Source organism: Desulfosoma sp., assembly GCA_037481875.1.
In the GTDB taxonomy this organism is placed as follows: domain Bacteria; phylum Desulfobacterota; class Syntrophobacteria; order Syntrophobacterales; family DSM-9756; genus Desulfosoma.
In genome coordinates, this window is sequence record JBBFKY010000011.1 from 40,373 (window position 1) to 66,276 (window position 25,904).

General features: G+C 53.5%; 22 protein-coding genes and 1 tRNA gene. 4 read left to right on the forward strand and 19 right to left on the reverse strand.

The genetic code is table 11. From position 1 onward, the window contains the following. Position 1 precedes the first annotated feature (1 nt). The 3 genes from WHS46_13000 to WHS46_13010 all read right to left on the reverse strand — a co-directional run bounded on the left by WHS46_13000 (position 2) and on the right by WHS46_13010 (position 4,509). The gene (locus WHS46_13000; GenBank protein ID MEJ5349593.1) at positions 2 to 886 is read right to left on the reverse strand and encodes a branched-chain amino acid ABC transporter permease; all 885 of its coding nucleotides are present in this window, start codon (positions 884 to 886) and stop codon (positions 2 to 4) included. A gap of 400 nt (positions 887 to 1,286) precedes the next feature. Further along, positions 1,287 to 2,525, reverse strand: a complete 1,239-nt coding sequence (locus tag WHS46_13005) for an amino acid ABC transporter substrate-binding protein (protein ID MEJ5349594.1) — start codon at positions 2,523 to 2,525, stop codon at positions 1,287 to 1,289. Between the two features lie 121 nt (positions 2,526 to 2,646). Then, entirely contained in the window at positions 2,647 to 4,509 is a 1,863-nt protein-coding gene (locus WHS46_13010) for a sigma 54-interacting transcriptional regulator (protein MEJ5349595.1), read from the reverse strand. A gap of 553 nt (positions 4,510 to 5,062) precedes the next feature. On the opposite strand from WHS46_13010, the gene gabT reads away from it, so the two are divergent. The 3 genes from gabT (at position 5,063) to WHS46_13025 (ending at position 8,743) form a co-directional block, all read left to right on the forward strand. Continuing rightward, on the forward strand, positions 5,063 to 6,367 hold the full coding sequence (gene gabT, locus WHS46_13015) for a 4-aminobutyrate--2-oxoglutarate transaminase (GenBank protein ID MEJ5349596.1): 1,305 nt from the start codon (positions 5,063 to 5,065) through the stop codon (positions 6,365 to 6,367). A 55-nt stretch (positions 6,368 to 6,422) separates the two neighbouring features. Then, on the forward strand, positions 6,423 to 8,177 hold the full coding sequence (locus WHS46_13020) for an aldehyde ferredoxin oxidoreductase family protein (GenBank protein MEJ5349597.1): 1,755 nt from the start codon (positions 6,423 to 6,425) through the stop codon (positions 8,175 to 8,177). A gap of 149 nt (positions 8,178 to 8,326) precedes the next feature. After that, positions 8,327 to 8,743, forward strand: a complete 417-nt coding sequence (locus tag WHS46_13025) for a universal stress protein (protein MEJ5349598.1) — start codon at positions 8,327 to 8,329, stop codon at positions 8,741 to 8,743. A 73-nt stretch (positions 8,744 to 8,816) separates the two neighbouring features. Here the strand turns inward: WHS46_13025 and WHS46_13030 are convergent. Next, positions 8,817 to 8,904, reverse strand: a tRNA-Leu gene (locus tag WHS46_13030). Between the two features lie 80 nt (positions 8,905 to 8,984). Here WHS46_13030 and WHS46_13035 point away from each other — a divergent pair. Further along, positions 8,985 to 9,965 (forward strand): bifunctional riboflavin kinase/FAD synthetase, encoded by a 981-nt coding sequence (locus tag WHS46_13035; protein MEJ5349599.1) that lies wholly within the window; start codon positions 8,985 to 8,987, stop codon positions 9,963 to 9,965. Between the two features lie 235 nt (positions 9,966 to 10,200). Here WHS46_13035 and hflX read toward each other — a convergent pair whose 3' ends face one another. The 15 genes from hflX to WHS46_13110 form a co-directional block, all read right to left on the reverse strand. Further along, positions 10,201 to 12,027 carry a GTPase HflX gene (gene hflX, locus WHS46_13040; GenBank protein ID MEJ5349600.1) on the reverse strand — a complete coding sequence of 609 codons (1,827 nt, stop codon included), beginning with the start codon at positions 12,025 to 12,027 and terminating at the stop codon, positions 10,201 to 10,203. 90 nt (positions 12,028 to 12,117) lie between these two features. Next, positions 12,118 to 13,479, reverse strand: a complete 1,362-nt coding sequence (locus tag WHS46_13045; GenBank protein ID MEJ5349601.1) for a phenylacetate--CoA ligase — start codon at positions 13,477 to 13,479, stop codon at positions 12,118 to 12,120. Between the two features lie 57 nt (positions 13,480 to 13,536). Next, a complete protein-coding gene (gene dnaB, locus WHS46_13050; protein MEJ5349602.1) occupies positions 13,537 to 14,886 on the reverse strand; it encodes a replicative DNA helicase in 1,350 nt (449 codons plus the stop codon). Between the two features lie 3 nt (positions 14,887 to 14,889). Then, positions 14,890 to 15,336 (reverse strand): 50S ribosomal protein L9, encoded by a 447-nt coding sequence (rplI, locus tag WHS46_13055; GenBank protein ID MEJ5349603.1) that lies wholly within the window; start codon positions 15,334 to 15,336, stop codon positions 14,890 to 14,892. Positions 15,337 to 15,396: 60 nt separating this feature from the next. Beyond that, positions 15,397 to 16,389: a DUF2232 domain-containing protein gene (locus WHS46_13060; GenBank protein ID MEJ5349604.1), complete on the reverse strand. Its 993-nt coding sequence runs from the start codon at positions 16,387 to 16,389 to the stop codon at positions 15,397 to 15,399. A 40-nt stretch (positions 16,390 to 16,429) separates the two neighbouring features. After that, positions 16,430 to 16,681, reverse strand: a complete 252-nt coding sequence (gene rpsR, locus WHS46_13065) for a 30S ribosomal protein S18 (protein MEJ5349605.1) — start codon at positions 16,679 to 16,681, stop codon at positions 16,430 to 16,432. 57 nt (positions 16,682 to 16,738) lie between these two features. Further along, positions 16,739 to 17,173, reverse strand: a complete 435-nt coding sequence (rpsF, locus tag WHS46_13070; protein MEJ5349606.1) for a 30S ribosomal protein S6 — start codon at positions 17,171 to 17,173, stop codon at positions 16,739 to 16,741. Between the two features lie 102 nt (positions 17,174 to 17,275). Continuing rightward, positions 17,276 to 17,656, reverse strand: coding sequence for a septum formation initiator family protein (locus WHS46_13075; protein MEJ5349607.1), 381 nt, complete (start codon positions 17,654 to 17,656; stop codon positions 17,276 to 17,278). 6 nt (positions 17,657 to 17,662) lie between these two features. Further along, positions 17,663 to 19,261 carry an ASKHA domain-containing protein gene (locus WHS46_13080; GenBank protein ID MEJ5349608.1) on the reverse strand — a complete coding sequence of 533 codons (1,599 nt, stop codon included), beginning with the start codon at positions 19,259 to 19,261 and terminating at the stop codon, positions 17,663 to 17,665. A 103-nt stretch (positions 19,262 to 19,364) separates the two neighbouring features. Beyond that, positions 19,365 to 20,153, reverse strand: coding sequence for a YkgJ family cysteine cluster protein (locus tag WHS46_13085; protein ID MEJ5349609.1), 789 nt, complete (start codon positions 20,151 to 20,153; stop codon positions 19,365 to 19,367). Further along, a complete protein-coding gene (locus WHS46_13090) occupies positions 20,150 to 21,184 on the reverse strand; it encodes a DUF72 domain-containing protein (protein ID MEJ5349610.1) in 1,035 nt (344 codons plus the stop codon). Before WHS46_13090 ends, WHS46_13085 begins: the two co-directional genes overlap by 4 nt. 358 nt (positions 21,185 to 21,542) lie before the next feature. Continuing rightward, positions 21,543 to 21,788 carry a KH domain-containing protein gene (locus tag WHS46_13095; GenBank protein MEJ5349611.1) on the reverse strand — a complete coding sequence of 82 codons (246 nt, stop codon included), beginning with the start codon at positions 21,786 to 21,788 and terminating at the stop codon, positions 21,543 to 21,545. Between the two features lie 800 nt (positions 21,789 to 22,588). Then, on the reverse strand, positions 22,589 to 23,248 hold the full coding sequence (gene phoU / locus WHS46_13100) for a phosphate signaling complex protein PhoU (GenBank protein ID MEJ5349612.1): 660 nt from the start codon (positions 23,246 to 23,248) through the stop codon (positions 22,589 to 22,591). A gap of 23 nt (positions 23,249 to 23,271) precedes the next feature. After that, positions 23,272 to 25,080, reverse strand: coding sequence for an ATP-binding protein (locus tag WHS46_13105; GenBank protein MEJ5349613.1), 1,809 nt, complete (start codon positions 25,078 to 25,080; stop codon positions 23,272 to 23,274). Further along, positions 25,077 to 25,772 (reverse strand): response regulator transcription factor, encoded by a 696-nt coding sequence (locus WHS46_13110; GenBank protein MEJ5349614.1) that lies wholly within the window; start codon positions 25,770 to 25,772, stop codon positions 25,077 to 25,079. The genes WHS46_13105 and WHS46_13110 overlap by 4 nt, the downstream gene beginning before the upstream one ends. Between the last annotated feature and the right edge of the window lie 132 nt (positions 25,773 to 25,904).

Sequence of the window (25,904 nt, forward strand, 5' to 3'; positions counted from 1 at the left end):
GTCAAACCCCCTTTCTAAATAGCCCTTTGGGCGAGATGAGTAGGATAATGTAAAGGATGGCAAAAACGGCCAACAGGGTGTAAGCGGGACTGAGATAAATAAGGAAAAAGGATTGAACGAAACCCAAAAGAAAAGCGGCCCACGGCACCCCGGCCAGGTAGCCCATGCCGGCCAAGACCACAACGAAAAAAGCGAAGACCGTTAAATCCGGGCCCATTTGCGCACTGATGGAAAAAATGCATCCGATGATGGTTCCCGTCATCGCACTAATGGCCACGTACAAGCCGTACACATGGGAGCTGACCTTCTTGGCGTTGATTCCCATGAGTCCCGCCGATTCCTTGTGCTGGGCCAACGCTTGAACGGCCAGCCCAAAATCCGTCTTATTCAACAGGTAATGGAGACCGAGGGTGATGGCCAAGGCGTAACACAATCCGGCCAGCCGAATAACCGGAATAGTTACAAAAAAGTCACCATGCTGAAGAAAGAAGGAACCTTCGGCAAGAGCGGACGTAATGGATCGAGAGAAGAAGCCGAAAGTGGTCAGCGCCAGCCCGCGAAACATGAGCGCCAGGCCGAAGGTGAACACAAGGCCCATCAGGACCGGGTTCCCGCGGCGTCCACTAAGCACGCGGTGAATCAGCGGCTGCAGCCAGAAGCCGATGCCGTAGAAGACCAGAAAAATCAACGGCAAGGCCAGAAAGGGCTCCCATCCGAACCACTGGTTCAAGTAATAACCCAGAAAGGCTCCCAGCATGATCCATTCCCCCACCGCAAAATCGATGATGTGCATAACCCCGTAGGCAAGGGAAAAGCCGATGGCGATGGTGATGTAGATGCCCCCGATGAGAAGGCCATCCACAATGGCTTGGGGTAAAAGCAGCATAAAGTGTTCACTCCGAGTCAATAGTTTTGAGCTGCCTCAGCTTCAGTTGCTCAAAAATTTTCAGCCAACGAGAGCCATGGAGAACTAATTTTTGTTGGCTTAACTAACTTCAAAAAAACCGACACATTTCCGTTCCCTGGTGCCGATGAGCTCGGACCATCGAGATGATCCATTAAGAAAAACTATCTTCACCGGCGTGCAGGACCTTCGCCCGTGTGAGCAAACAGGGCCGTCGGATATGCCATGCTTTGGCACGAAAAAGTTGACTGAAAGTGCATGGCAGGGCCGAAGGCGTAGCATGCTTTTCAGTGTCAAAAGGCATGCCTCTTTGAGGGCGTTGGGGACGCACAAAGTCTAGCCTATGTCTCCGTGCGTCCCACACCTCGGTTCGGCGAACGTGCTAGCGTTCTTTCCAGGGCTTTAGAGGGTATATGGCCGGGGTTTCCATGTGTTGCTTAGGTCCCACGATCCTCGCATGCCCTTGCTGAATTTGCACGGTAAGAGGCGAGAGTCCGATGTTGGCGTGGTAGAATTCCCCCTCCTCAGCAAAATTGATCTTGCCGTAGAAGGTATCGATATCGAGCTCCTCCAAGGCCTTGACCAGAGCTTCACGTTTTTCTTCAGAAAGCGGCGGAGCCGCCTGAATCTTTTGAAGTGCCGCCTGAAACGCTATGCCTGCTGCAGAGCAGCCTGCCTGCGTGTAGTCGGCGGGCACATTGAACGCTTTCAAGGCTGCCTGAGCATAGGTGGGGGCATCAGGCCATAGCAAAGACCCATGGGTCTTGAGGCTTCCTGTCCAGACCGAGCCACCGAAAACTCCTTCCGCGTCCTTTCCCAACGCCTCTACAAAGGCTGGTTCTGTGACTCCGTAATGCATCAGAAGCGCCTTTGGCGTGTAGTTGATTTGGCGCAGAGCTTTGACCAAGTTGATAAGCTCCTCGTCATGGCCGCCAAAAGCGATAAGGTCCGGACGTGTGGCTTTAGCTACAGACATGTAAGGCGTGAGGTCCTGCCCTGCCGGGACGATATCGAATTTTAAAACCTTCATGCCGTATGCTTCCGCCGCTGCCTTGAAGGCTTCCGCCGTTGCTTTGGAAAAGGCGTCGTTAGATCCCAAGATGAAGGCCGTTTTCGGCGCTGGGTTTAAAGCCATAAGTGTTTCGATGGGCATGGAACCCGTGTAATTAACGGGGGGAATGGTCCCAAAAGTGTAGCGGAATTTCTGACGCCAAATGAGCGGCGATTCCGCAGAGCCGGTGATCATGGGAATACGGTACTTTTCCAATACCGGGGCACAGGCCAAAGTGACGCCGGAAGCGTACGGACCGAGCACAAAGTCCACTTTTTCCTGGGTCGCCAAGCGTTCTGCTGCAGAGGCACCTACAGAGGGTTCCGACTGATCATCAGCATAAAAGAGCTTTACGGCGTATTTCTTTCCGCCGATTTCAATACCGCCTTGCTCATTGACGGCTTGAGCCCAAAGATCATAGCCCCTTTTGGTCACATTACCGCCAGTGGCGAGGTCTCCCGAAAGGGAAGTGATAACGCCTACTTTGTAATGATCACGGGCTTCCTCGGCACCCGCCAAGCCGACCCATACCGAAACCACGACCAAACACAGTAACAAAAATCTTTTCATGTGTGCCTCCCAAGCCTTGAACGTTATACCTTTTCTGCCATGCCACCACGGGAAACCTCGACAGATTATGCAACATTCGTACCGGTGTTTGAAGGACCGGTGCTTCAAGCATTTTTTCTCTTCACGGGTTTGCCGCCCTTTCTTTGGCAGGTTGAGAGTCGATGCGTTTATGCATAGAATTGTTCATGGAGAGAACCGGGTCTGTGTGAAGACCGTACTTTTTGATTTTTCGAGAGACGGTGGACTGATTGACGCCCAATTTTCGCGCCACGGCCCACTGGCTTCCGTAGCTTTCGAGAGCTTGCCTGAGAATGCACCGCTCTGCGGAGGCCATCAGCTCAGATAGAGTGGCTCCCTCCAAGGGGACCATGGGGGTGACCTGTTTGGGGTCGGAATGGGCCGTAACGTTTCTGGGTAAGTCTTCCAGACGAATGGGGTTATGATCGCACATCACGGCCAAGCGCTCGCACAGGTTAACCAATTCCCGAACGTTTCCCGGAAAATCGTAAGAGATGAGCGCATCGGCCGCCGTTCGGCTTAAGCGCAAGGTCGGTTTTTGCAGCTTGGTACAAAAACGTTCCAGGTAATGCTGAAGCATGGGAAAGATGCATTCCTTACGATCCCTCAGAGGGGGGATCCATAGGGGGATGACGTTGAGTCGGTAATAAAGATCCTTCCGGAATTCACCGCGTTGTACCATGGTGGCCAAATCTCGGTTTGTTGCGGCCAGAATGCGCACATCCAATTTGCGGCTTGTGGTTCCTCCAATACGCGTGATGCGGCCGTCTTCCAAGAACCGCAAAAGTTTAACTTGAGAATTCAAGGGTAATTCCGAGACTTCATCGAGTAGTAAGGTCCCGCCGTCCGCCGCTTCAAAATAACCTGGCTTTCCACTGTGCCGAGCGCCGGTAAAGGCGCCCCGTTCATAGCCGAACAATTCCGCTTCAATGAGGGTTTCCGGAATGGCGCCGCAATTGATGCGGATCATGGGATGCTGGGATCGTGGAGAAAACTTGTGAATCAGTTCGGCGATCAAGCCTTTGCCCACACCCGATTCCCCGTGAAGAAGGACCGTAGAATCCACGGCGCTGACCTTAAAGGCTTGATGCAAGACATTCACCATGGAGGGACTGCGGGCGATGATTTGTTGGTCTTGAAGATGTTCCAGCTGCATGTCCAGAATTTGGTTTTTGTACTGGTCTTTGAGAGCCTTTTCCCGTTCGAGGGATTGATAGAGGGCGTCAATTTCGGTGATGTCTCGTTCGTTGACCACGATAAGGGACAAGCGGCCTTGAGGATCTAAGACCGGGTTTCCCGTGAGCATCAGCTTTCGGCCGCTTCGAGTATTTTGCAAAAGGTTGACGATTTGGCCCGTGCGGATGACTTCCAATGTGGCGGAACAGTCCACCAACCCCTCTTCCACGAGTTCGCGCATATTTCGACCCACCACATCCTGCGCCTTAAGGCCGTTGAGGCGTTCTGAGGCACGGTTGATGCGAAGCACGGTGCCTTGAGCGTCCGAGATCCATAGGCCGTCGGCGGAGGAGTCGATGATGGCGTCCAGTTCCCGCGAAAGCGTTGGAAATGCCAGAAGAGATCGAGTGATTTCGTCCAATTCGACGTCGTCTTTGAACTGACAGAGCACAACGGGTCCTAGAGGACTTTCTGTGAAGTATTGCAGATGCACCAAGTAACGACGGGTCAGGTTTTCTTGAAAGAAACCGTACCGTACGGAACCATCCTTGATAGCCAAAAAAACTTGACTCCACAGATGAGGAAAAGCCTTTTTGAGATCATCTCCTGGCATAAGGTTCAAAAGTTTACGGCCGGCTCGGTTGACGAAGGTGATAATGCCTGTAGGTTGCATGAGAAAGAGTGGTTGCATGATATCCAGAAGCCAAGGTGCCGGATCTTTTTGGATAAGTATCCCATCCTTTTCAGGCAAAGAATCTGGGGTTTGGGTTTTCCTCGATGTATGTTTCACGTCGGCCTCCATCGTTCAAGATAGAATGTGCCCTTTGGAATCCTCCTCGCGTATGCGGTAACGCATAGCTTATGCCATGGCGCATGGTCAAGAGCGCTCCTTTCCAAAAATGGGCTTGTCTCAGTCGTTCATGCGGAAAAACCGGGAACCCAGCAGACGGCTCGTTATCAGACCTCCTGCTTTGTGCCTTCAGGAGGTGACCAACCCTTATTGGCAAAAAGGCCGCAAAGTGGCTTGTGTGAGAATCTTCCTTTCCAGGAGCCTGTCCGAGAAAGCATTTGTCCTTGGGAGCGAGGGCGTCCCGCTCACACAGATGGCGGCCAAAGGCCCGTTGTCCCAGGAAAACAAAGGGTTTGAGGCGTAAGGGCACGGCGCGCCGTGCCCTTACGTCTTTGCCTGCAATGGCTCATTCTAAGTTTTCGCACCCGCTCCTAGTGCTTCATTGACAACAGTGGGAATGAGTTATTGATCTGGTTTGGTATGTTCCTTGTTATTACACAAGTCCGGTGCGCGTGACCTTGGTCCGATCCTTCACGAAGAAAGGAGTTTGCAAATGACAGTCTCGAGTAGTGGTTTGTTGGAGCGAAGAAATCGAAATGTGCCTCAAGGGCCCTTTCACGTGACGTCGGCCTTTATCAAAGAAGCTCGAGGAGCCGTGTTGATCGATGTGGACGGCAGGGAGCTTATTGATTTTGCAGGGGGTATCGGGGTGATGAATGTGGGCCACTCCCACCCCAAAGTGGTGGCCGCTTTGCAAGACCAGGCGGAAAAATTTACCCACACCTGTTTTCACGTGGCCATGTACGAGCCGTACGTGGCCTTGGCCGAAAAATTGAACGCTTTAGCTCCAGGCGATTTTCCTAAGATGACGCTCTTTGCCAACAGTGGTGCGGAAGCCGTTGAAAACGCGGTTAAGATCGCCCGATATGCCACGCAAAGGCCGGCCATCATCTGTTTTGAAAACGGTTTTCATGGCCGAACCCTTCTGACCATGACACTCACCAGCAAAATAAAGCCTTACAAATTGGGCTTTGGCCCTTTTGCTCCTGAAGTTTATCGCATGCCGTTCGCGTACTGTTACAGGTGCCCGTTTCATTTAAAGTATCCTAGCTGTGATGTGGCCTGTGCCGATTACCTTGAAGAATTTTTCATTTCCCATGTGGCGGCGGAAAGCACGGCGGCGGTCATCGCTGAACCCATTCAAGGGGAAGGAGGCTTTGTCACGCCGCCACCGGAGTATTTCAAGAAACTTCAAGCTATCTGTCAAAAATACGGGATCGTGCTTATTATTGATGAAGTGCAATCGGCCATGGGTCGAACCGGAAAACTTTTTGCCATTGAGCATTGGGGGATCAGCCCTGATGTGATAACGCTTGCCAAGAGTCTGGCGGCAGGAATGCCCTTGAGTGCTGTGGTGGGGCGGGCCGAGCTTATGAACAAACCCCATGTGGGAGGCTTAGGGGGCACCTACGGCGGCAATCCCTTGGGGTGTCGAGCGGGTTTGGCTGTTTTAGAGATTCTTCTGGAAGACGGTTTGCTCAACACTGCGGAAGTCCTCGGAAAAAAGGTTCACGAGGCCTTGAGGCGTCTTCAGGATTCTTATGAAATCATCGGGGAGGTGCGCGGCAAAGGCCCCATGCTGGCCATTGAACTGGTGCGGGACCGAGAAACCAAAGAACCGGCCACCGACGAGGCCAAGAAGTTGGTCAGTCTCTGCTACCAGAAGGGACTGGTTTTGCTTTCATGCGGTAATTTCGGTAATGTGATTCGTACCCTGATGCCTTTGGTCATAACCGATGAGCAACTTGAGCGAGGCATGGACATTCTGGAGGAGTCCTTGAGGGAGTTGACGCGGTAGCCGAAGGCGACGGCGGTTGAAAACCTTTATTTCACAAAGATAAAAAGGAGAACGTATGCAGGGCTTTTTCGGGCGATACTTGATGGTCGACGTGGGAGCTCGTCGCTGGGAGGCGGTGCCTCTTGAGCGGGAGCGACTTCGCCGCACTTTGGGAGGAAAGGGATTGGCTACGCAGCTGCTTTTGGAAAAAAACCCTGCGGGTGTGGATCCTCTCTCTGCGGAAAACCATCTCATTTTTGCTCTAGGCCCTGTCAGTGATACGGCGATTTACGGATCCTGCCGACACGGTATCTTTTCAAAATCTCCTTTGACGGGATTTTACGGAGAATCTTATTCGGGAGGACGCGCGGCTATTCCCATGAGCCGCACGGGCTATGATGCCATCGTCATCACAGGGGCATCGCCGACGCCCGTGTGGCTTGAAATTTCCGATTCTCAAGTGCAGTTCCATGAGGCGGCGGATCTCTGGGGCAAAGACACTTTTGAAACGGAAGATGCCGTGCTCAAGCAATGCGGCGTGGATGACGCCGCGGCCGTGGTCATCGGGCCTGCGGGGGAAAACCTGGTGCGCTACGCCGTGGTGGAAAACGATTATTGGCGTTCCGCCGGCCGTTGTGGCATGGGTGCCGTTCTAGGGTCCAAGAAGATCAAGGCCGTGGTTTTTCATGGATCCCTCGCAAGGCCGGTGGCCGATAAAGATGGCATAAAGGCCTATGCCCGCCGAATCGTCAAGGAACTCAAAGATCACAAAGCCGTACACGCCTACCGTACCCATGGCACTCCCATGATGGTGGCTCTGTTGAACACCGTCGGCGGTTTTCCCACGCGGTATTGGGCTAAGGGAACATTTGAAGCGTGGAAGAAAATCAGCGCCGAAATCCTTGTGGACCGCTTCGGGGCAAGGCCTAAAGCGTGCCGAACCTGCTTTATGGGATGTGGAAAATACATGGAGATTCAGGAAGGCCGCCATAAGGGTCTAAAGTTGGAAGGTCCAGAATACGAAACCATCTACGCTTTTGGCGGCCTGTGTGAAATCGATGCCTTGGATGAAATCGCTCACCTAAACGATCTCTGTGACCGATTGGGCCTGGATACCATCACGGCGGGAAATATGGCGGCTTTTGCCATTGAGGCCTCCCGGCGTGGAAAGATTCAGGAGCGGCTTGATTATGGTGAGGTGGATGCCATAGCGGAACTTCTCGTAAGCATTGCCACACGAAAGGGATTGGGTGATCTTTTGGCCCAGGGGATTCGACCGGCGGCAGCCCAATTGGGTTTGGAAGATCTGGCCGTGCACGTCAAGGGTCTTGAACCCGCGGGCTATGACCCGCGAGCGCTTAAAGGCATGGGGTTGGCTTATGCGGTGAGCGACCGTGGAGCGTGCCATTTGCGGGCCACCTTTTACAAGGCCGAGTTGGCCGGTTTGATCGATCCCAAGCAGATCGAGGGCAAAGCTCAGCTGTTTTTGGATTTTGAAGATCGCTGCACCCTCTTTGACTGCCTTATTCTCTGTCGGTTTTACAGGGATTTTTACCCGTGGGAAGAGCTTTCCAAGATCATCGCTCTGACGACGGGAGAAGAATGGGACAAGGAAAACCTGCAAAAGATTGCGTCAATGGTGGTGGACAGCACGCGGCGTTTCAACCTTCGAGAAGGGCTCACGGCGGCAGACGACCGGCTCCCTCAAAGGCTTCTCAAGGAACCCTTGGAAGACGGACGCTGTCTGACCGAAGAAGAAATGCGCCATATGGTCCAGGACTACTATCGTTTGAGAGGTTGGAGCCCGGAGGGGGTTCCACCGGCAGTTTGACAGAGTGTCAAAGCTTCATTTCGGTTGATTTCCAGCTTGACGTAGATCGGGAAACAACGGGAGGTTGTCACGTTGGCTCATGGTCCCTTAAAGGGTTGGATGGCTGAGAGACCTTGATGTTAAGGAGTCAAACCGGCGAGGAATCGAGCATGCCTGAACAAGACGGCAAAAGTTTCAAAATCGTTGTGGGTTATGACGGCACGCGCACGGCCAAGGAAGCTTTGCACGTGGCCTTGTTTCACGCTCGGTATTTTCAGGCGGAAGTCCATGTGGTCTGGTCTCTCGAGGGTGGGACGTCCACATCGGCGCAAGAGATCGATGCCGCTCGCGACGGACTGCAGCACGCGGAAAATGTTTTTCGGGAAGCGCAGATTCCCTGCCAAACTCATTTGCTCATACGTGGGCTTTCTGCCGGCGAAGATCTGGTTCGGTTTTCCGAGGAACAGGGCGTGCAGGAGGTGATCGTGGGCGTGCGGCGTCGTTCCCATGTGGGGAAGCTCCTTTTCGGGTCCACGGCACGATATGTTATCTTGAACGCCCCCTGCCCCGTGGTCAGTGTGAAATAAGCGTCCCGTCGTGAAGACGCCTTCAAAAGAAAAGCCGCAATCCCAAAGGGATCTGCGGCCGTTACGTTTTTCCTGGTGCCGAAGCGGGGACTCGAACCCCGACAGGCCTATTGCCCACTAGATCCTGAATCTAGCGCGTCTACCAATTCCGCCACTTCGGCATTATTTAACAAAAAAGGCATTGCCTTGGAAGCGGCGATAAACTATGGTAAAAGCCTTCAGGTGTCAAGGGTAATTTGTGATGAAAGCGGAGGTTCTCAGAGTCGCAATGAGGGTGATTCGTCGGTTGGAAGACATTCAAAAACCCCTTCAGAATCCCGTGATGACCATCGGCAATTTCGATGGAGTGCATCGCGGTCATAAGGTCTTGTTTCACCGGGTGGTGGACTGGGCGAAGAAACTTGGAGGCCAATCGGTGGTCATGACCTTTGACCCCCATCCTCTGCAGGTGTTGGCGCCGTCAGGAGGGCCCGATTTCATCACATCTCCCGGCAAGAAGCTCCAGCTTATTGAAGCTGAAGGAATCGATGTGACCATCGTGGTTCCCTTCAGCAAGGACTTCGCCCAAATTTCCGCCCATGATTTCGTCAAAGACCTGTTGGTGGATCGTATCGGCGTCCGCGGCATTGTGGTCGGCTACGATTATCGGTTTGGCAGGAATCGAGAGGGCGACATTCGCCTGTTGCGGGAGTTGGGGAATCGTTACGGATTTCAGGTAGAGATGGTATCCGGCATCGAACTTGAGGGCACTCTGGTCAGCAGCACCGCCATCCGTCAGCTCATTCGAGATGGGCAGATGGAAGAAGCGGAAAGGCTTTTGGGGCGGCCCTATGAAATTGTCGGGCGCGTCGTCAAAGGTCGAGAACGAGGGCGGCTTTTGGGATTTCCCACAGCCAACGTGGATATACAAAAGCAGGTAGCACCCAAGCCCGGGGTGTATGCCGTGGAAGTGGAAATCGAGGGGGAGACTTACGGAGGTGCCGCTAACTTCGGCTGGAACCCCACCTTTGGTGATCCGACACCCTCTCTTGAAGTTCATGTCCTTGATTTTGAAGGAAATCTGTACGGTAAAGATATTGCCGTGCGTTTTGTGGAAAGGATTCGAGACGAGAGGCGTTTTCCCGGTCCTGAAGCCCTCGTCGCACAGATTCAGAGGGACGTGGAAACCGTACGCAGCATTCTTACCTCCAAAAAACCTATGGCCCTGGCCGCCTCATGCTAGGAAGGCTGTTCCGCCGTGGGAAACCCCGGTGTTTTGTCCCTCGCGTGCAGCCGGATCTGTCCTTCCTTCGAGACCAACCATGTTCAGAGATCCGCCGGGGCGGCTCCATATGTCCGCCCCTAGGTCGTTCAGGCACGACAATCCATTGGGGCGGTCACACAGGTCCGCCCCTGCAAAGAATCGGTCACGAGCGGGCTGCTGCCCGTCTTGCAAGGAAACGTGAGCCTGCAGAGCCTCAAGACACGACAAGGCGGGTACCGAGAAGGTCCTCGTTTACATCCTCCGGTGATGTCTTTTCCAAAGCGGTTTCAGCCAGAGAGCTCTCTTGGAGCGCTTCAGCCTTCTCGGGAAGGAAAAAGTTTTCCACCTTGTCCTGAAGAACTTCCAGCAGGGGCATGAGCGTGTTGCGGTCGATGGCGGAAACCGCGACGGCATCATAACGGCGCAGGGCCCTGGCCACAGTTTCGGAATCCACTTTGTCTATCTTGTTAAAGACCAGTACCGTGGGTTTGCGATCCAGTCCCAGTTTTTCCAAGATCACGGCGACGGATGCCATCTGTTCTTCGTAGTGCGGATTGCTGAGATCCACCACGTGCAGCAGAAGATCGGCGTCGTTGAGTTCTTCCAAAGTAGCGGCGAAGGCATCCAAAAGGTTTTGGGGCAAGTTGCGAATGAATCCCACAGTATCAGTCACGATAACTTCCATGTCCCGAGGAAAGCGAAGGCGTCGAGTCGTCGGATCCAGGGTGGCAAACAGTTGATCTTCAGCCCAGACACGGCTGTGGGTCAGAGTGTTGAGAAGGGTGGATTTTCCCGCATTGGTGTAGCCCACGATCGAGAGAATGGGAAGGGTTTGCCGCAACCGCTTGGCTCTGCGTTGGGACCGATCCTGACGCACTTGTTGCAGTTGCCGTTCCAGATGGGCGATACGGTCCTTGATACGACGGCGGTTGATTTCCAGTTTCGTTTCTCCGGGACCTCGCACGCCGATACCGCCCCTGAGGCGCGACAAGGCGTCGTCTTTCACGCCTAACCGAGGCAACAGGTACTTCAGTTGAGCGATTTCCACCTGAAGCTTTCCTTCTCGGCTCTGAGCACGCTGTGCGAAGATATCCAGAATCAATTGGGTTCGGTCGATGACACGGAGCTCGGTCGTGTCCGTAATGGATCGAATCTGGGATGGGTTGAGATCCTGATCGAAAATCAACAGGTCCACACCACATTGCAAGGCACGAACGATGATCTCACTGAGTTTACCCTTACCGATAAGATACTTGGGGTTGGCTTGGCGTTGCCGCTGAATGATCGTGTCGGCCACACTGATACCGGCACTGCGTGCCAATTCCTTTAGTTCCGCCAGAGACGCTTCGGCGGCTTCCCTTTCTTCGGTGGTGACACTTACGAGAATCGCCCGATCCTTGGCATCTTCCGCTGCTAGGGACCGGCGTCCCCGATCCAGTTCCTCTTCCAGGGACTGGACGAATTCCAGAAAGTCCAAAGCCGGTTCCGAGCATGGAACGGGCGGCAGGACACGCCATGCCCCTTGAATCCGGCTGGAATTGGGCAAAATATGGGCTATTTCCAAATCCTTGGCGCCCCCGTGCACGTCCACGCGAATGACCCCGATGCAGTCCAAGCGCAAAAAGATAAGGTCCATGAGATCGTCTTGGGTGAGGGGTTCTTCCTTCAAATGAGTATGGACGAATCGAAGCCCTCGAAGCCTCCATCGACCGGCTCGAGACTTGGGAAGGTCAGGAATGAAAAGGGATCGAGACCCTCCCACTAGGACCATTTCCACGGCGCCGTCTCGGCCGAGCATGACACCGATTTGACGGCCGCTTTCAAAAGAAAGGCGTGCCAAATCCCGAGCCAAGTCGGGAGAAACCACGTCTCGGGGTAGGGATCTTCGGCGAGTGAGATTTTCCAGGCGCTTGCGCACCTGTTTCTTCAGACCTGTGATATCTCCGTAAACCTTTGAGATGGCAAGACCTCCATAGAAAGAGTGCCCCCTCGGCGGCCGAAACCGCCGAGGATTCATTTCTTGAAGCCAATCTGTGAACATGAGGGATTTTAAACCACAAAAATTATAAACCGACTGCGAAAAAGAAAAAACATTTTGGGAGCGAGACGGCACGGGTGGATCGGAGACATCTCAGGCTTGGTACGGATTCCGGCGATCCAGCAAGCGCACGGCTTTTCCGTCAGTCTGAGGCAGGCCGTGGGGTTCCACCAGACGCACTTCGGGAGTGACCAGCAGTTCGCTCTTAAGCTCCTTGGTGATTTTCTTTTGAATCCTTTGCAGGTGTCGCATGTCTTCCACAAAGATTTTGTCCGTCACTTCCACTTCCACGGTCATGACATCCACATTGTTCTGACGATCCAGAAGGATGCGGTAGTTGTTGCCCACTTCAGGAATGCCCATGAGTACTTGTTCCACCTGCACGGGGAAAATATTGACCCCTTTGAGGATGAACATGTCGTCCGAACGTCCCTGAATCCGGTCCAAACGCCTGTGGACTCGGCCGCAGGGACAGTCTTCCGGAAGGATACGGCTCAGGTCTTTGGTACGATATCGAATCAGGGGCATACCTTCTCGGGTAAGGGTGGTGAGGACCAGCTCACCCAATTGGCCCTCCGGAACGGGATCCAGGGTTTTGGGATCCAAGACTTCCACCAGGTAAGCGTCTTCCCAAATATGCAATCCGTTTTGATAGACACACTCAAAGGCGACGCCGGGACCGTTCATTTCCGACAGCCCGTAGCTGTTGAAAACCTTCACACCATAAAATTCTTCGACACGGCGACGCACTTCTTGGGAATAAGGTTCCGCTCCAAGATAGGCGATCCGAAGCTGGAGATCCCTTTTGGGATCCACGCCCATTTCCGTCATGACGTCCATGAGGCGCATGGCATAGCTGGGAATGATGTGCATGACGGTGGTGGAAAAATCGCGCATGAGCTGAATCTGGCGTTTGCTGTTACCCGCACCGGAAGGAATGGTCAGAAGACCCAGGCGCTCCGCCCCGTAATGAAAACCAAGTCCACCGGTAAAAAGCCCGTACCCGGAAAGGTTTTGAAAAACGTCACCCGGGCGGGCTCCCGTCATGAAAAGACATCGGGCCATAAGTTCAGCCCAAGTGTCCACATCCTTCTGCGTGTAAAAAACGGCCGTGGCCTGTCCTGTGGTCCCGGAAGAGACGTGCAAGCGCACCAGTCGATCCTTGGGAACACACAAGAAACCGTAGGGATAGGCTCGGCGAAGATCGTCCTTCGTGGTCATGGGCAGATGCCGTACGTCGGCCAGCGAACGCACTCGGCGCCATGGCGCCGAGCCCAGCACTTCGGCATAGAAAGGCGCTTTGACGGCTCGTCGCAGGGTTTCTTTCAAGCGTTTGAGCTGAAGTTCTTCCAAAGCCTTTCGAGAAAGGGTTTCCATTTTGGGGTTCCAGCAATCCGTAAAAGGGGCGTCCCCATGGGTTGTCCCTTTTGATAAAGATTCTGCTTTCGTGGTCATGTTCGTTTCCATCTCGATGCCTAGGGAAAGATTTCGGTTTTCTCTTTGGAGGTCTTCCTACACGGGCATATCTTGAACGGCCAAATCTTCAAAGCGAGTGTAACTGTTAATAAAGGCCAATCTGACTCGGCCTGTGGGACCGTTTCGTTGTTTGCTCACGTGAATTTCCGCCGTGCCCTTGTCCTTGCTTTCCGGATTGTAGACTTCGTCCCGATAAATGAAGACAATGACGTCGGCGTCTTGTTCTATGGCTCCGGATTCCCTCAAATCCGCCAACTGCGGCCTCTTGTCGTGGCGTTCTTCCACCTTGCGGTTCAGCTGGGACAAAGCCACAACAGGAATGTTCAATTCTTTGGCCAGAGCCTTAAGCGATCGAGAAATATCGGAAATTTCCAGTTCACGCCGCTCCGCCTGTTCACGACTGCGCATCAACTGTAAGTAATCCACAACCACCAGGCCGATGTTGTGTTCCGTCTTGAGGCGTCGAGCTTTAGCGCGAAGTTCCAGAGTGGAGATGGCCGGTGTGTCGTCGACGTAAATCGGAGCGTCCATAAAGGAGCCGGCGGCGGAAAGCAGCTTGACGATGTCGTTTTGGCTGAGAAAGCCCGTGCGCACCTTTTGCGAATCCACACGGGCCTCCGCGCACAGCAACCTCATCGCCAGCTGTTCCTTGCTCATTTCTAAAGAAAAGAACGCACACGGCACACCGCTTTTCATGGCGGCGTTCCGGACGATGTTCAGCGCAAAAGCGGTCTTTCCCATGCTGGGTCGAGCCGCGATGATGATGAGATCCGATGGTTGCAATCCTGAGGTGATCTTGTCGAGGTCTGTAAAGTGCGTGGGCACTCCCGTCACCATGTCCCGGCGTTCCTGAAGCGCCTCGATGGTTCCGATGCTTTGCTTGACCACGTCTTTGATGAGGGCGTAGGAGCTGCGAATACGCCGTTCCGTGATGGCAAAGATGGCGGCTTCGGCACGGTCCAGGATTTCGTCCGCATTTTTGCCCGCGCCGTAGCACCAGGACATGATTTCCCCAGAGACCTGAATAAGACGCCGGAGAATGGCCTTTTCACTAACAATCTTGGCATAGGCGGCCACATTGGCCGCTGAGGGGACCAAGGCCGTCAGGGAGGCCAGATAGGCGGCTCCACCGACGGCGTCCAGTTTGTCTTTCTGTTCAAGAAAATCGGCGACGGTAACCAGATCGATGGGTTCGTTGCGCTCAAACAGTTCTTGAATGGCTTGAAAGATCACCCGATGAGCGTCCCGATAGAACTCATCCCCACGAAGAATTTCCAAAGCGGCCGGTACGCCGCTGTTGTCCACCAGAAGCCCACCTATCAAAGACTGTTCGGCTTCGATTTGATGAGGAGGGATTCTCTTGAGCTCGTCGGAGAGCCCTTCCATGCATTATTCTTCCTTGGTCACCACAACCGTGATGTTCGCCGTAATGTCCGCGTCCACCTTGATGGGCACGGTACACTCGCCCAACTGTTTAATGGGCTGATCCAAAAGAATAAAGCGCTTGTCCAGGTCGATACCTTTCTGTTGCAAGGCTTTTTGAATGTCCGTGATGCTGACGGATCCGTAGAGCTTATCTTCTTCGATGACTTTCCGCGCAAAAGTAAGGGTTGTCTCATTGAGTTTTTCCGCCAGAGAAAGCATCTGACGTCGAACTTTTTCTTTCTTTTGTGCCAAAACGCGTTTGTGGTGTTCCAGTTCGCGAATTTTCGAGCTGGAAGCTTCAAGGGCCAAGCCCTTAGGCAACAGGTAATTACGACCGTAGCCCGGAGCCACCTTGACGACGTCTCCGATTTGTCCCAAATTCGGAATGTTTTCCGTAAGAATCACTTTCATTGTCCACTCCTTGATACCCTGATCCGCCGATCCTCAAGTCCGCAAAGGTTCGAACCCATGTCACGACGGTGAAAGAACATCGGCTTTCTTTTTCAATCGCCGAAAATCAAACCAGGTGTCAAAAAACCCCATAAAAGCCACAGCCAAGCCGACAAACTGCTGGAAAAAAATCAAGGCATAACCGAAGGCCTGTAAAAAGCTGGGCACCTTCCATCGGCTGAAATAATAAGCGGTGATGGCCACACCTTGTAAAAAGTACACCGCTCCCACAGCGATGACCACATTCGCTCCCACCACCTTGGCATTCCATGGGGGGGCCAACATGAGGAACCCTGCGGCGATGACCGCCCAGACCAAGGGTTCAGGAGCACTCCATACAAACCAGGCAGGCCAAGGCGGCATCGGCACACCTCGAAGGTAAAGTATGCGACGTGTCACAGACAGAATCAGCCAAGCGCAGATGATGGTCGTAGCCACGGCCACACCCGGAAAGAGACGGGCCAGAACGGTCACCCAGACGTTCCATTCCACAGGTAAATCCGAGCCTTCTAACCCTTCGGGAGCCGTTTCCGTCCAGACCGAGAGCATAAGGGTACGCAGCTGGGTTTCCAGATGTTCCCAGAGACCGCCTTCGGCCTGACCGTGCGTCCACCAGAACATGAAAGCTCCAAAGGCACAAACCTTTATAACGGCATCGGCCACAGTGCGCGTCATGGACCATCCTTTGCGCATACCGTGTCCCAAAAAGGTGCCCAGCAGAAGCAGTTCCAGGAAATATACGAACGCTTGAGGCGCCTTGAGAAGCAGGGACAAGGTTCCTCCTACCAGGGCGGATCCCCCGGGCACCAAGTACCCTAGAGGGATTCCCCACCGGTAGACACCGATCAAGGAAGGCACCGGAACGATCATCGTCGCCGCAATGCCGCTGATGGGGATCAGAACCAAAACCACAAACATCCCCACGCTCACACCAATCCCGACGGCGAGTTCCCTCATGACCGTCGTGAGGGCACCGTGCCCTGTTCCCTGGGACCGCTCCATGTCCATCGTCATGTCCGGCGGCCTCCGCCGTCCTACGAGTCAGCGCCGCCTTTTAGATGGAATGATCCACCGTGTACGGCAGAAGGGCCATCTGGCGAGCGCGCTTGATGGCCAGGGTCAATTCTCGCTGATGTTTAGCACAGTTGTCCGAAATACGCCGTGGAATAATCTTGCCCCGCTCGGTAAGAAAATAGCGAAGCATTTTCGCGTCTTTGTAATCGATATGCAGGCTGGCGTCCGCGCAGAACCGGCACACACGACGGCGTCGAAAAACCCTTCTCCTTCGTTTTCTCTTAACGACCACTTTGTACTCCTTTTTTCACCAAACCTTCATTATCCGAAACGATCCCAAGACCAATCCTTAGTCTTCGTCCTCGCCTTCTTCTTCGTCTTCCTCTTCTTCCTCACTCGAGGCGGCAAACCGAGGCGCTGTTTCATCTTCATCGTCGGCCGGAGGCATCCGCACAGGGCGCTGGCGATCCTTTTCCTTTTCAGGATCAAACGCATCGTCCAGCTTCACCGTGATGAACTTGAGCACCCGTTCATCAATGCGCATGGTGCGTTCCAACTCGGCGATCAGGTCCGGCCCTGAGGCGAATTCCATGAGCACGTAATAGCCGTAGGTTTTCTTTTTGACCGGATAGGCCAGCTTCTTTTTGCCCCAAGGCGTGTAGGTGAGCACGGTGCCACCTCCCGATTCCACGACCCCGCGAAACTTTTGGGACACGCTTTGGTAGGCGTCTTCGGGAAGATCGGGGTCCACAATGAAAAACGACTCGTACTTGCGCAATGCCATGAAGAAAATCCTCCTTTCGGGTTTTCAGCCCCGCCTTTTTGTGCGGAGCAAGGAGTAAGGTGATTGAGAACTGCTTCGAGTACCACAGGGGGCGAAAAGGCGTCAAGGTCTTTGCGTGCCCTTTGGGGGTTGCGCGGCTTCGTTTTTCTGAGAATGAGGGGAGCTGTCTCGTTGAGGGGGAGTGAATCGAACCACAATTTCGTCTTCCCGAATAAGATCCAAATTCTGTCGCAGATACCGTTCCGCGTAAAGGGGATCTTCCTTGAATTTTTGGGTCTGAAGATAGAGCTTTTGCACCTCCTTGCGCAATTGAGTGACCTTTTCCTCCAAAACGGCCACTTGACGGCGCTTGTTTTGGTAGCCTTGAAGACCCTTTGAAGAGAAAAAAACAGCTCGAAAGAGCAAAAGATCCATGGCCGCCAGAAACACAACCAATGCGATCGTTCCCCATCGTCCTATCAGTTCATGCCAGTCCCATTTCATGATCCTTTACCCCATGGCTCTTGGATGAATGGACACAGAAGGAAAAAGCTTGGGATCCGTGTGGGGTAAAAAGGTCGCTCCACGAAATTCGTTCATCAGTTCCAGATTCACGTTGAGTTCCACATAGGTGATGCGCTGGCGCACCGCGTCCATATCGGCGAGAAGGCTGCGATCCAACAGGGTCATGGCGGCTCCGCGTCCCGCCGTGTTTCCGAGTCCCTGGTAGGTTTCCAGAGGAAGGTCGGGCAACATGCCGATGCGAATGGCCATTACGGGATCGATATGGCTACCAAAGGTCCCCGCCACGAAAAACCGCCGAATGTCGTGAACACTCAGCCCCACCTTGCGTGTGATGATGTGCAATATGGTGTACATGGCCGCTTTGGACTTGAGAAGAATGCCGATGTCGATCTCGGAGACCATGAGATCCAGGCCGTCGGCTGTTTCCTGAGCCCATGCCACCACGTAAGCAGGTCCGTTTTCGACGCTGACGATTCTTGGGTTTGAAACCTTTGTGTTGATTTTTCCCTGAATCGTGAGGATTCCGGCCATGAACATTTCGGCCACGAGATCAATAAGACCGGAGCCGCAGAGGCCTCTGGGCTTTTCTTCCCCCAAAACATGGTACGTGAGTTCCAAGCTCTCGGGATCGATACGGACTTGATCGATGGCTCCAGGCTGCGCCATCATGCCTCGTTCCACCACACCCCCTTCCAAAGCAGGCCCCGCGGCACCGGCGCAGGCCACAAGCCAATCCTTGTTACCCAGAACCACCTCCGCATTGGTTCCCACGTCCACAAGAAGGCAGATCTCTTCAGTGCGGTGCATGCCACTGGCCAGAATACCCGCGATGAGATCGCCTCCGAAATAGGACCCCACATTGGGAAACACCACGAGAATTCCCCTAGGATGCATGGCCATCTGCAGGTCCGTTCCATGGAACACGGGAAAGGTGTTGGCCACGGGAATGTAGGGTTCCTTACAGAGGCGGGATGGGTCCAGCCCTAAAAAGAAATGGGTCATGGTGGTGTTGCCCGCCACGGTCAGAGCATAGATTTGAGAAACATGAAATCCATGCTTTTGAGCCAGAAGGGAAAGGGTGTCGTTCAGGGTGGATCGCAAAAGGTGATGCATGAAGGCCAGCTTGTCTGGAGTGGCCGCGTAGAGGATACGTGTGAGAATGTCTTCTCCGTAAGGGATTTGGGGATTGGGCACAGAAAGCCGGTCCAAAAGTTTTCCTGTGACAAGGTCCACCAGGTAAAAGGCGATTTGTGTCGTACCCAAATCCACGGCCACGCCGAGAAGAGGGCTGTCGTCGGATCCGGCAAAAAGCTCCGTGAGTTCCCAAGCATCGCCAGTAAAACTCAAAATGGCCGTCGCGGTAAAATTTCCTTCACGAAAACGGCCGGCGTAGGTTCCCAATTCCTGAGGGGGTATTCGAAGAGGATCGTAGCCCTGTTGTCGAAGAGCGCGACGCAATCGGTCCAAATCCGCCGTATTGTCCGCCAAGGAAGGCGCCGAAGTGTGGACCACACGGCGCACCACCAAGGGATCCAATCGAAGCCAGTCGGCTATGATATCTTCGTGCGGCATGGATTCGTGCATGCTCTCCCTCACTGTCCTTTAAATCATGGCCTGATGGAGCAAGGGGCCTTTAAAGCGTAGAAGTTTTTTCCGCCACGCGTCCTAGCAAAGTCTTCGGTCGTCTTCAACGAGGATTTTCCAGCCAGTGAATGGGCCGAAAGCCCATAACATTCACCACATACTCCACAAAACCGCATACCAACAGATCCGAAAGGCACAATTTTAAGGCCTTATCCAAAGATTCCAAGGCGTCCATAACGTGAGGGCTGGGTTCCATATTAAACCTTACGGCATGCTCGTTTTGAAAATGATCAGGTCGGCACCAGTGGGGTGGCGATAAACTGAAGTGAATGCGGCATGCCAGAGGGCGATACTTGTAAAGGCTGCACAAGCCGGCGTCGAGAAAGGGACAGGGGACCTTGAGTCGATGGTATCGATGGAGACGCCCCGCCATGTTCTCTTCCAAGGAAATGGCAGCGGTATCGGAACAATCCCATCGGCGGATTTCTTCCCATAGCTCCAGGCGTTCCATGCAGCGGCGAAACATGCGATCCAGAATACCGACACTGCAGGCTCCCTGGTAAAGATACAGGATCTCTACGCCTGTCAGGCCCGAAGGCAACTGTGTGCAACAGTGGCTGCATCCAGGAGCACATGTGACGGTCCATCCTGCTCGGTGCAAGTGGCTGACGACAAAACGAAGAGACTGATCGTAGACAAGAAAAGCTTTTTCAAAATGCGTGAGAAAAATTTTGGGAAGACTTCTTTGTTTTTCCCAAAGAGCCGGGACGAGAGCATCCCGAGCCAGGTGAAGCAACGAGGTGACTCGATCCTCGTAATGCCTCAGGGTTTCCTGAACCTCGGCGGAAAGGGCACAGAATTCCAATGGATTTTGTATGGCTTGACGTTTCAAGGTTTTGCAACGTTAGCGGATTCGAGCACGCCTCGTTCCTGAAGGGTCGATACCAGTCGCCGGGCCAGTAGCGGAGCGTTGCCGCCGGCACGGTTATTGACAATGATGCACACGGTCTGGTCCGATTCCAGACCCCTTGCCACCAGTTCCGCTGTTTCATGAAAGAGGCTTGGCTGAATCATGTCTTCCACAAGGTGATCAAAAGGATGAGCGCGAGCATACGCTTGTTCGTAACGCATGCCTCGCGGCGTGAGCCATCGAAGAATCACCCAATGGGAGGCGCTGAAAAACCTGCGTCCACTGCGTTGCCACTGATGCAGCAACGAAGGAAGCCAGGTCCAATGGGAAAGCACCTGCCCCACACCGTATTCAGCCAAAACATGAAAAACCGGCTTGCAGAGGTAACTTTCTGTTCTCAGCTCCAGATGATACCGAGAATCTTGAGGAACGCTATGAAAAAACCTTCTCAGCCGATCCGCCAGATCGTTGGGATCCAATCGGTCTGCTTTTCGGTGATATTCCTGCTCAAAAACAAAGGCGGCCAGTCGCTCCCCCAAGAGCTGCAAGGCCGGCTCGTAAAAGGATCTTTGAAAAAGGTCGGAATTCAGAAAATGCGGGTTTTCCGAACTTTCCCTGCCGGTCCACAGACGATACGCGCAGACCTTTTGAGGAACCTTAAGGATAACCAGCGCCTGCGAAGGCAAGTGTTCGGCGTATCGAGCCAGGGTGCGATAGCTTTCCGTCGGTTGTCCTTCTGGAGTGAGCAAAAGGCTGTAGAAGGTAAAATCCAGTTCCAGGACGGAAAAATGGTCGAAGTATTCGCGAACACTGTCCACAGGAAGAACCAGGGACGTGAAATTTTTGTCGCCGACCTTTTGAGCCTTTTGAATCATGCGGCCTTCATAGAGTGAAGGCGTGTAGATTTGACCGATCCAGCCGCTGTATCGGTCACTGGCTGTGCCGAGAAGCACTTGAGGATGAAGGTTCCTAAAGACGAAATCGCAAGCCGCCTTGGAAGGATGGGCATGCATGAGAGTGTCCCGGGGTAGGCCCAAGTATGCCGAAAATCATGACCTACCCCTTTCTATCCGACGACTATGCCGGTTTTGAACCCTTAGCAGAACGCAAGGAGGCACGCTTTCTTTCCGACCAACGTTTGAGAAATCGTCCCAGAGGAGTTTCGGCCATGGAAACGCTCTCGGTTTCCACCTTTAAGGTTCCTTCCGCCTGAAGTGCGATCTGAAGGCATGGGCGTACGTGCGGGCACTTGAGACAGTGAGCTTGAGGTTCAATGAAGCCGTCCTTGTTGCGGGGACAGACATGAGCCGCGTCCCCGAAACAGGGCGGCTTTTCTGGGTCCGACTTCACCGGTGTAGCTTCCATGATCTTCTATTCCAAAATCTCCAACACGGCCCTCTTGCGCAGTTTGGTCGCTGCGGCATTCATGATGGTGCGAATGGCATGAGCGTTTCGACCCTCTTTTCCAATGATCTTTCCCAAATCTTCTTTTGCCGCCCTTAATTCGATGACCGAAAGCTGATGGCCGTTAATTTCCCGCACTTGGACTTTGTCAGGATATTCCGCCAGAGCGCGAGCGATGTATTCCACCAGATTCTTGATTTCACTGTCGCCCATGAAAGTTCCCCCCGCTTCCGTGATCATGGAATGTGGAATGAACAGCAAACCTTAGGAAAAGAATCTCAGAATCGTCTGTGCAAAAAACTTCGCTTCAGCGGCTTAAACCTTCCCGCCGCTTCATACGTTGCTGCCTTAGGGGTTTTCTATGAAGGCTGATCATGACGGCTCAATGGATTCTCGACACCGACCGCACTGTAGAGAATCCATAACATCCTGTCAAGGGAAGAGAAGACAAAAGAAAAGGTGGAAAGGGTGTCCATGGCCTAAGCCTCCCTCGGCTAGGAGCCTGTCCGAGAGCTCGGAATACGAGAGTTTTTTGCCACTTCAAGGTAGAGGCAAGGCGGCGCTTCGCTCCTCCATGCCTTAAATGGGTTTCTTGCCTGGAAATGCAGAAGTCCCGCGCGCATGATGTGCGTGGTGTCCGGAACATGAGCGTGGGTGGAATCGATGTTTCGGGAAAGCCATGGTCTTTATTCTATATCGGCCAAGCCTGAAGGTTTCCGCCGGTACCCCATCTGTGGGAGCGGACCTGTGTTTCCGCCCCAATGGATTGTTGTGCCTGAAAGGTTTAGGGGCGGACTCATAGGTCCGCCTCTACGTGAGTGACCGACAAGTTATCGTCAGGGAGCGCGGAAGTCCCGCCCGCGCAAATGGCGGGCCAGAGGCCTGCGCTTCCACAGATTTTGGGGCGTAAGAGCACGGCGCCCCGTGCCCCTAAGTCTTGGACCGGAATGGCTCATTCTAAGTTCTTGGACAAGCTCCGAGAAGGCATACCAAGAATTCTTCACAAAGAACGCTTAAGGTTCGCAGCGGTGCTTGATGTTTACCCCTTGAACGATAAAAATGACGCTTTCGGCGATATTGGTGGTCTGATCTGCCACCCTCTCCAAACACCGTGCCGTGATGATGGTTTGCACAGCCCTTTCAATGCTTCGGCTTTCGTTGACCATAAGATCGATCATACGCCTTAACACCTTGTCGTTAAGCTCATCGGCTTCATCGTCCATTTGGCAGACATCGTAGGCTCGGGTTACGTTTTCATGGGCGAAAGCACTGATGGCCACCCGCAACATGTCCATGGCCGTGTCCGCCAGGGCATCCAATTCAGGAAGAAAATCAAGTGGCGGCCTTCGGGCCAGGAATTGAGCCCTTTGCGCGATATTGACCGCCTGATCGGCGATGCGCTCCAGATCAATACTCATGCGCAGGGCTCCAATGATGAACCTGAGATCCTTGGCCACAGGCTGTTCCAAGGCCAGCAGGGAAAGGCACAGATGGTCAACTTTCATCTCCAGCTGATTCACAATCTGGTCTTCGGCGATGACCTGGGCGGCGAGCTCTTCATCCCGAGTCTTAAAGGCCTGCAGGGCTTTTTCCATGGCTTTTTCCGTCAGGGTCGCCATTTCAAGGACCGTCATTCTCAGTTCTTCCATCTGCCGAATAAACCGTGATTTCATAATCTCAACTCCAAAGATTTTTTTCAGCCCTCAGGTGTCTCTTTACTCTCGGGTTCCAAGGCCCGGTGTAATGTGAAGAAAAACGCCGTTCCAATTCCTTTTTCGCGCACCGGGCTTTCCACCCAGATCCGTCCTCCCATGTTCTGCACAAGATGACGGCAGATGGCAAGCCCGAGCCCCGTGCTTTCCGTAGTGCTTTCCCTTTGTCGGGGTACTCGATAGAAACGTTCAAAGACTCGAGCTTGGTGCTCGAAAGGAATGCCAGGGCCTTCGTCTTCTACGGCAAAAAGCACAGTGTCCTTTTGTACCTCCGCTCGCACGCGAATGACGGTCTGAGGGTAACTGTAGCGGATGGCATTATCCAAAAGATTCTGAAATACCTGCATCAAAGCGTCACGTTCGGCGCGCACCCACAAGCGTTCTTCGGGAAAATGGATCTGAATGTCCATGTTGCGTTTTCGAGATTCCGGATGACATGTTTCCACGGCTGAAGCCAAGGCAGAGGCAGCGTCTACGGCGCTTTGAGGCACCTGAGGCGGTTGACTTTCCAAGCGGGTCAAGGTCAGCAGATCATTGACCATTCGGGTCATGTGGTTGGCTTTACGTAAGATAGTTTCCATAAACATTCTGGTTTCCGCATCTTCAGCGCAGGGACTCTCCAGCAATGTTTCAGCGTATCCTTTGATGGCGGTCAAAGGCGTTCGCAATTCATGGGAGACATTGGCCACAAAATCACGGCGAATCCTGGCCAAACGTTTCAGCTCCGTAATATCATGAAGCACAACCACGGCCCCTTTGGGCATTCCCGGTGAACGTAATGAGACCACATGGACGTCGAAGTATCGGTCCGGTTCCAGAACAATTTCCATGCGCTCTGCATGCCTTCCCGCCAGGACGGCATCGCAGGCTTTCTGCAAATCGGCATTGAAAAAAACTTCCAGGGGCTTCAAGCCCAAAGGGGGCTTGGGACCGCGATGCATCTGAAGAGCCGCGCGATTGGCACTCTGAATCCGCCCTTCGGCATCCAGAAGAAGAACACCTTCCTGCATGCCTTCGAGAATGGCTTGAAGCTGACCACGCTGATCTTCCAAGGCTTTCATATGTTCTTCGATCTGGAACGCCGTTTCTTGCAAGGCTTCGCCTAATGCGTCCAGCACAGGATAGCCCGAAGGCCGAAGGCGATGGCGTTGGAGGCGTCCCAGGGCGCGCACCATGTCCAGCAAAGGCATAAGCGGTTTTTCCATAAGCCGCGAAAGAGCCAAGGCAAGAAGTCCCGTGCCGACAAAGGAAAATCCCAAAATTATCCAAAGTTGCCTCCTCTGCTGATCCAGAGTGCCTTTGATTTGGGACACGGGCATGGCAATGCGCAGAATGCCTGAAGGAAGATTGGGAATGTTCGAGACGGGCATGGCCCCGTAGAGAAAGTCTTTGCGGACGGTGTCGCTGCGTCGCATAATGAACCCAAAGCCGCCTTGTCGAGCGGCCGCCACCTCGGGACGATCCCAGTGATTTTCCATGAATCCCAGTTTGTCATAGGGCACATCACTGTCGGCCACAACACGGCCTCCTTGTGCAATGTAAGTGATGCGCAGTCCCAAAAGGTTTCCCACCTGAGTACACCAATCGTCCAAATCGCTCAGCCATGGAAACGGGTCATGATTCTTCAGGGACCAGATAAGAAAAGTCAGCTCCTGATGGATGCGCTTTTTGGATTCATCCAACAGAACCTGATGCAGCTGACGATGAAAATAGGTCACAGGTGCCAGCACACACACCAGCAGTATGGTCCAGAAGGCGAGTAGCAAACGGGTGCGCACACTTAACGTTTTCATGAACCACTCCGGTCTCGAAACCGGTAGCCCACACCCCGAATCGTTTCTACAAAACCGGCGTATCCTTCCAGTTTTTGACGAAGCCGGCGAATATGTGTATCCACCGTTCGAGCATAGCCTTCGAAATGATAACCCCACACGCGATCTAAAAGCCGATCTCGAGACAAGACGCGGCCCTTATTGGACATCAATTCCAACAGGAGCTTGAATTCCGTGGCCGTCAGGGTCACTTCCTTACGATCGATCCACACACGATGCGCCTGAGGGTCCACGACCAATCCTTCCGCAGAAAGCAGATTTTCTCCGGATTCAGCGGGGGAGACACGGCGCATAACCGCCTGAACCCTAAGGACCAGTTCCCTTGGACTAAACGGCTTGACCACATAATCATCCCCGCCCATTTCCAAACCCAAAATACGGTCGGCTTCTTCGCCTCGAGCCGTCAAGATGATGATGGGAATGGATGCCGTGTCTTGATGCCGTTTCAGAGCCTTGCAGACTTCGAGACCATCCATGCCTGGAAGCATTAGATCCAGAACGATCAAATCGGGCTTTTCTTGTGTGGCTCTCTCCAAACCCGAGACCCCGTCTTCGGCTTTGAGAACCTCATAGTCGGCAGCTTTGAGATGCCAAGCCACCAGGTTCAAGATGTCTTTGTCATCCTCGATGATAAGGACCTTTCCTCGTGCCACGAACACCTCCGTGACAATGCGTTTCCGAACTCCAAAAACACTCTTTCCCTTTGGATACCCGATGTTTCCTCTAAAGTCATTGGAACATCGCCATGAAACGTCAATTTTGTCACAGTGACGTGATGAATCTGT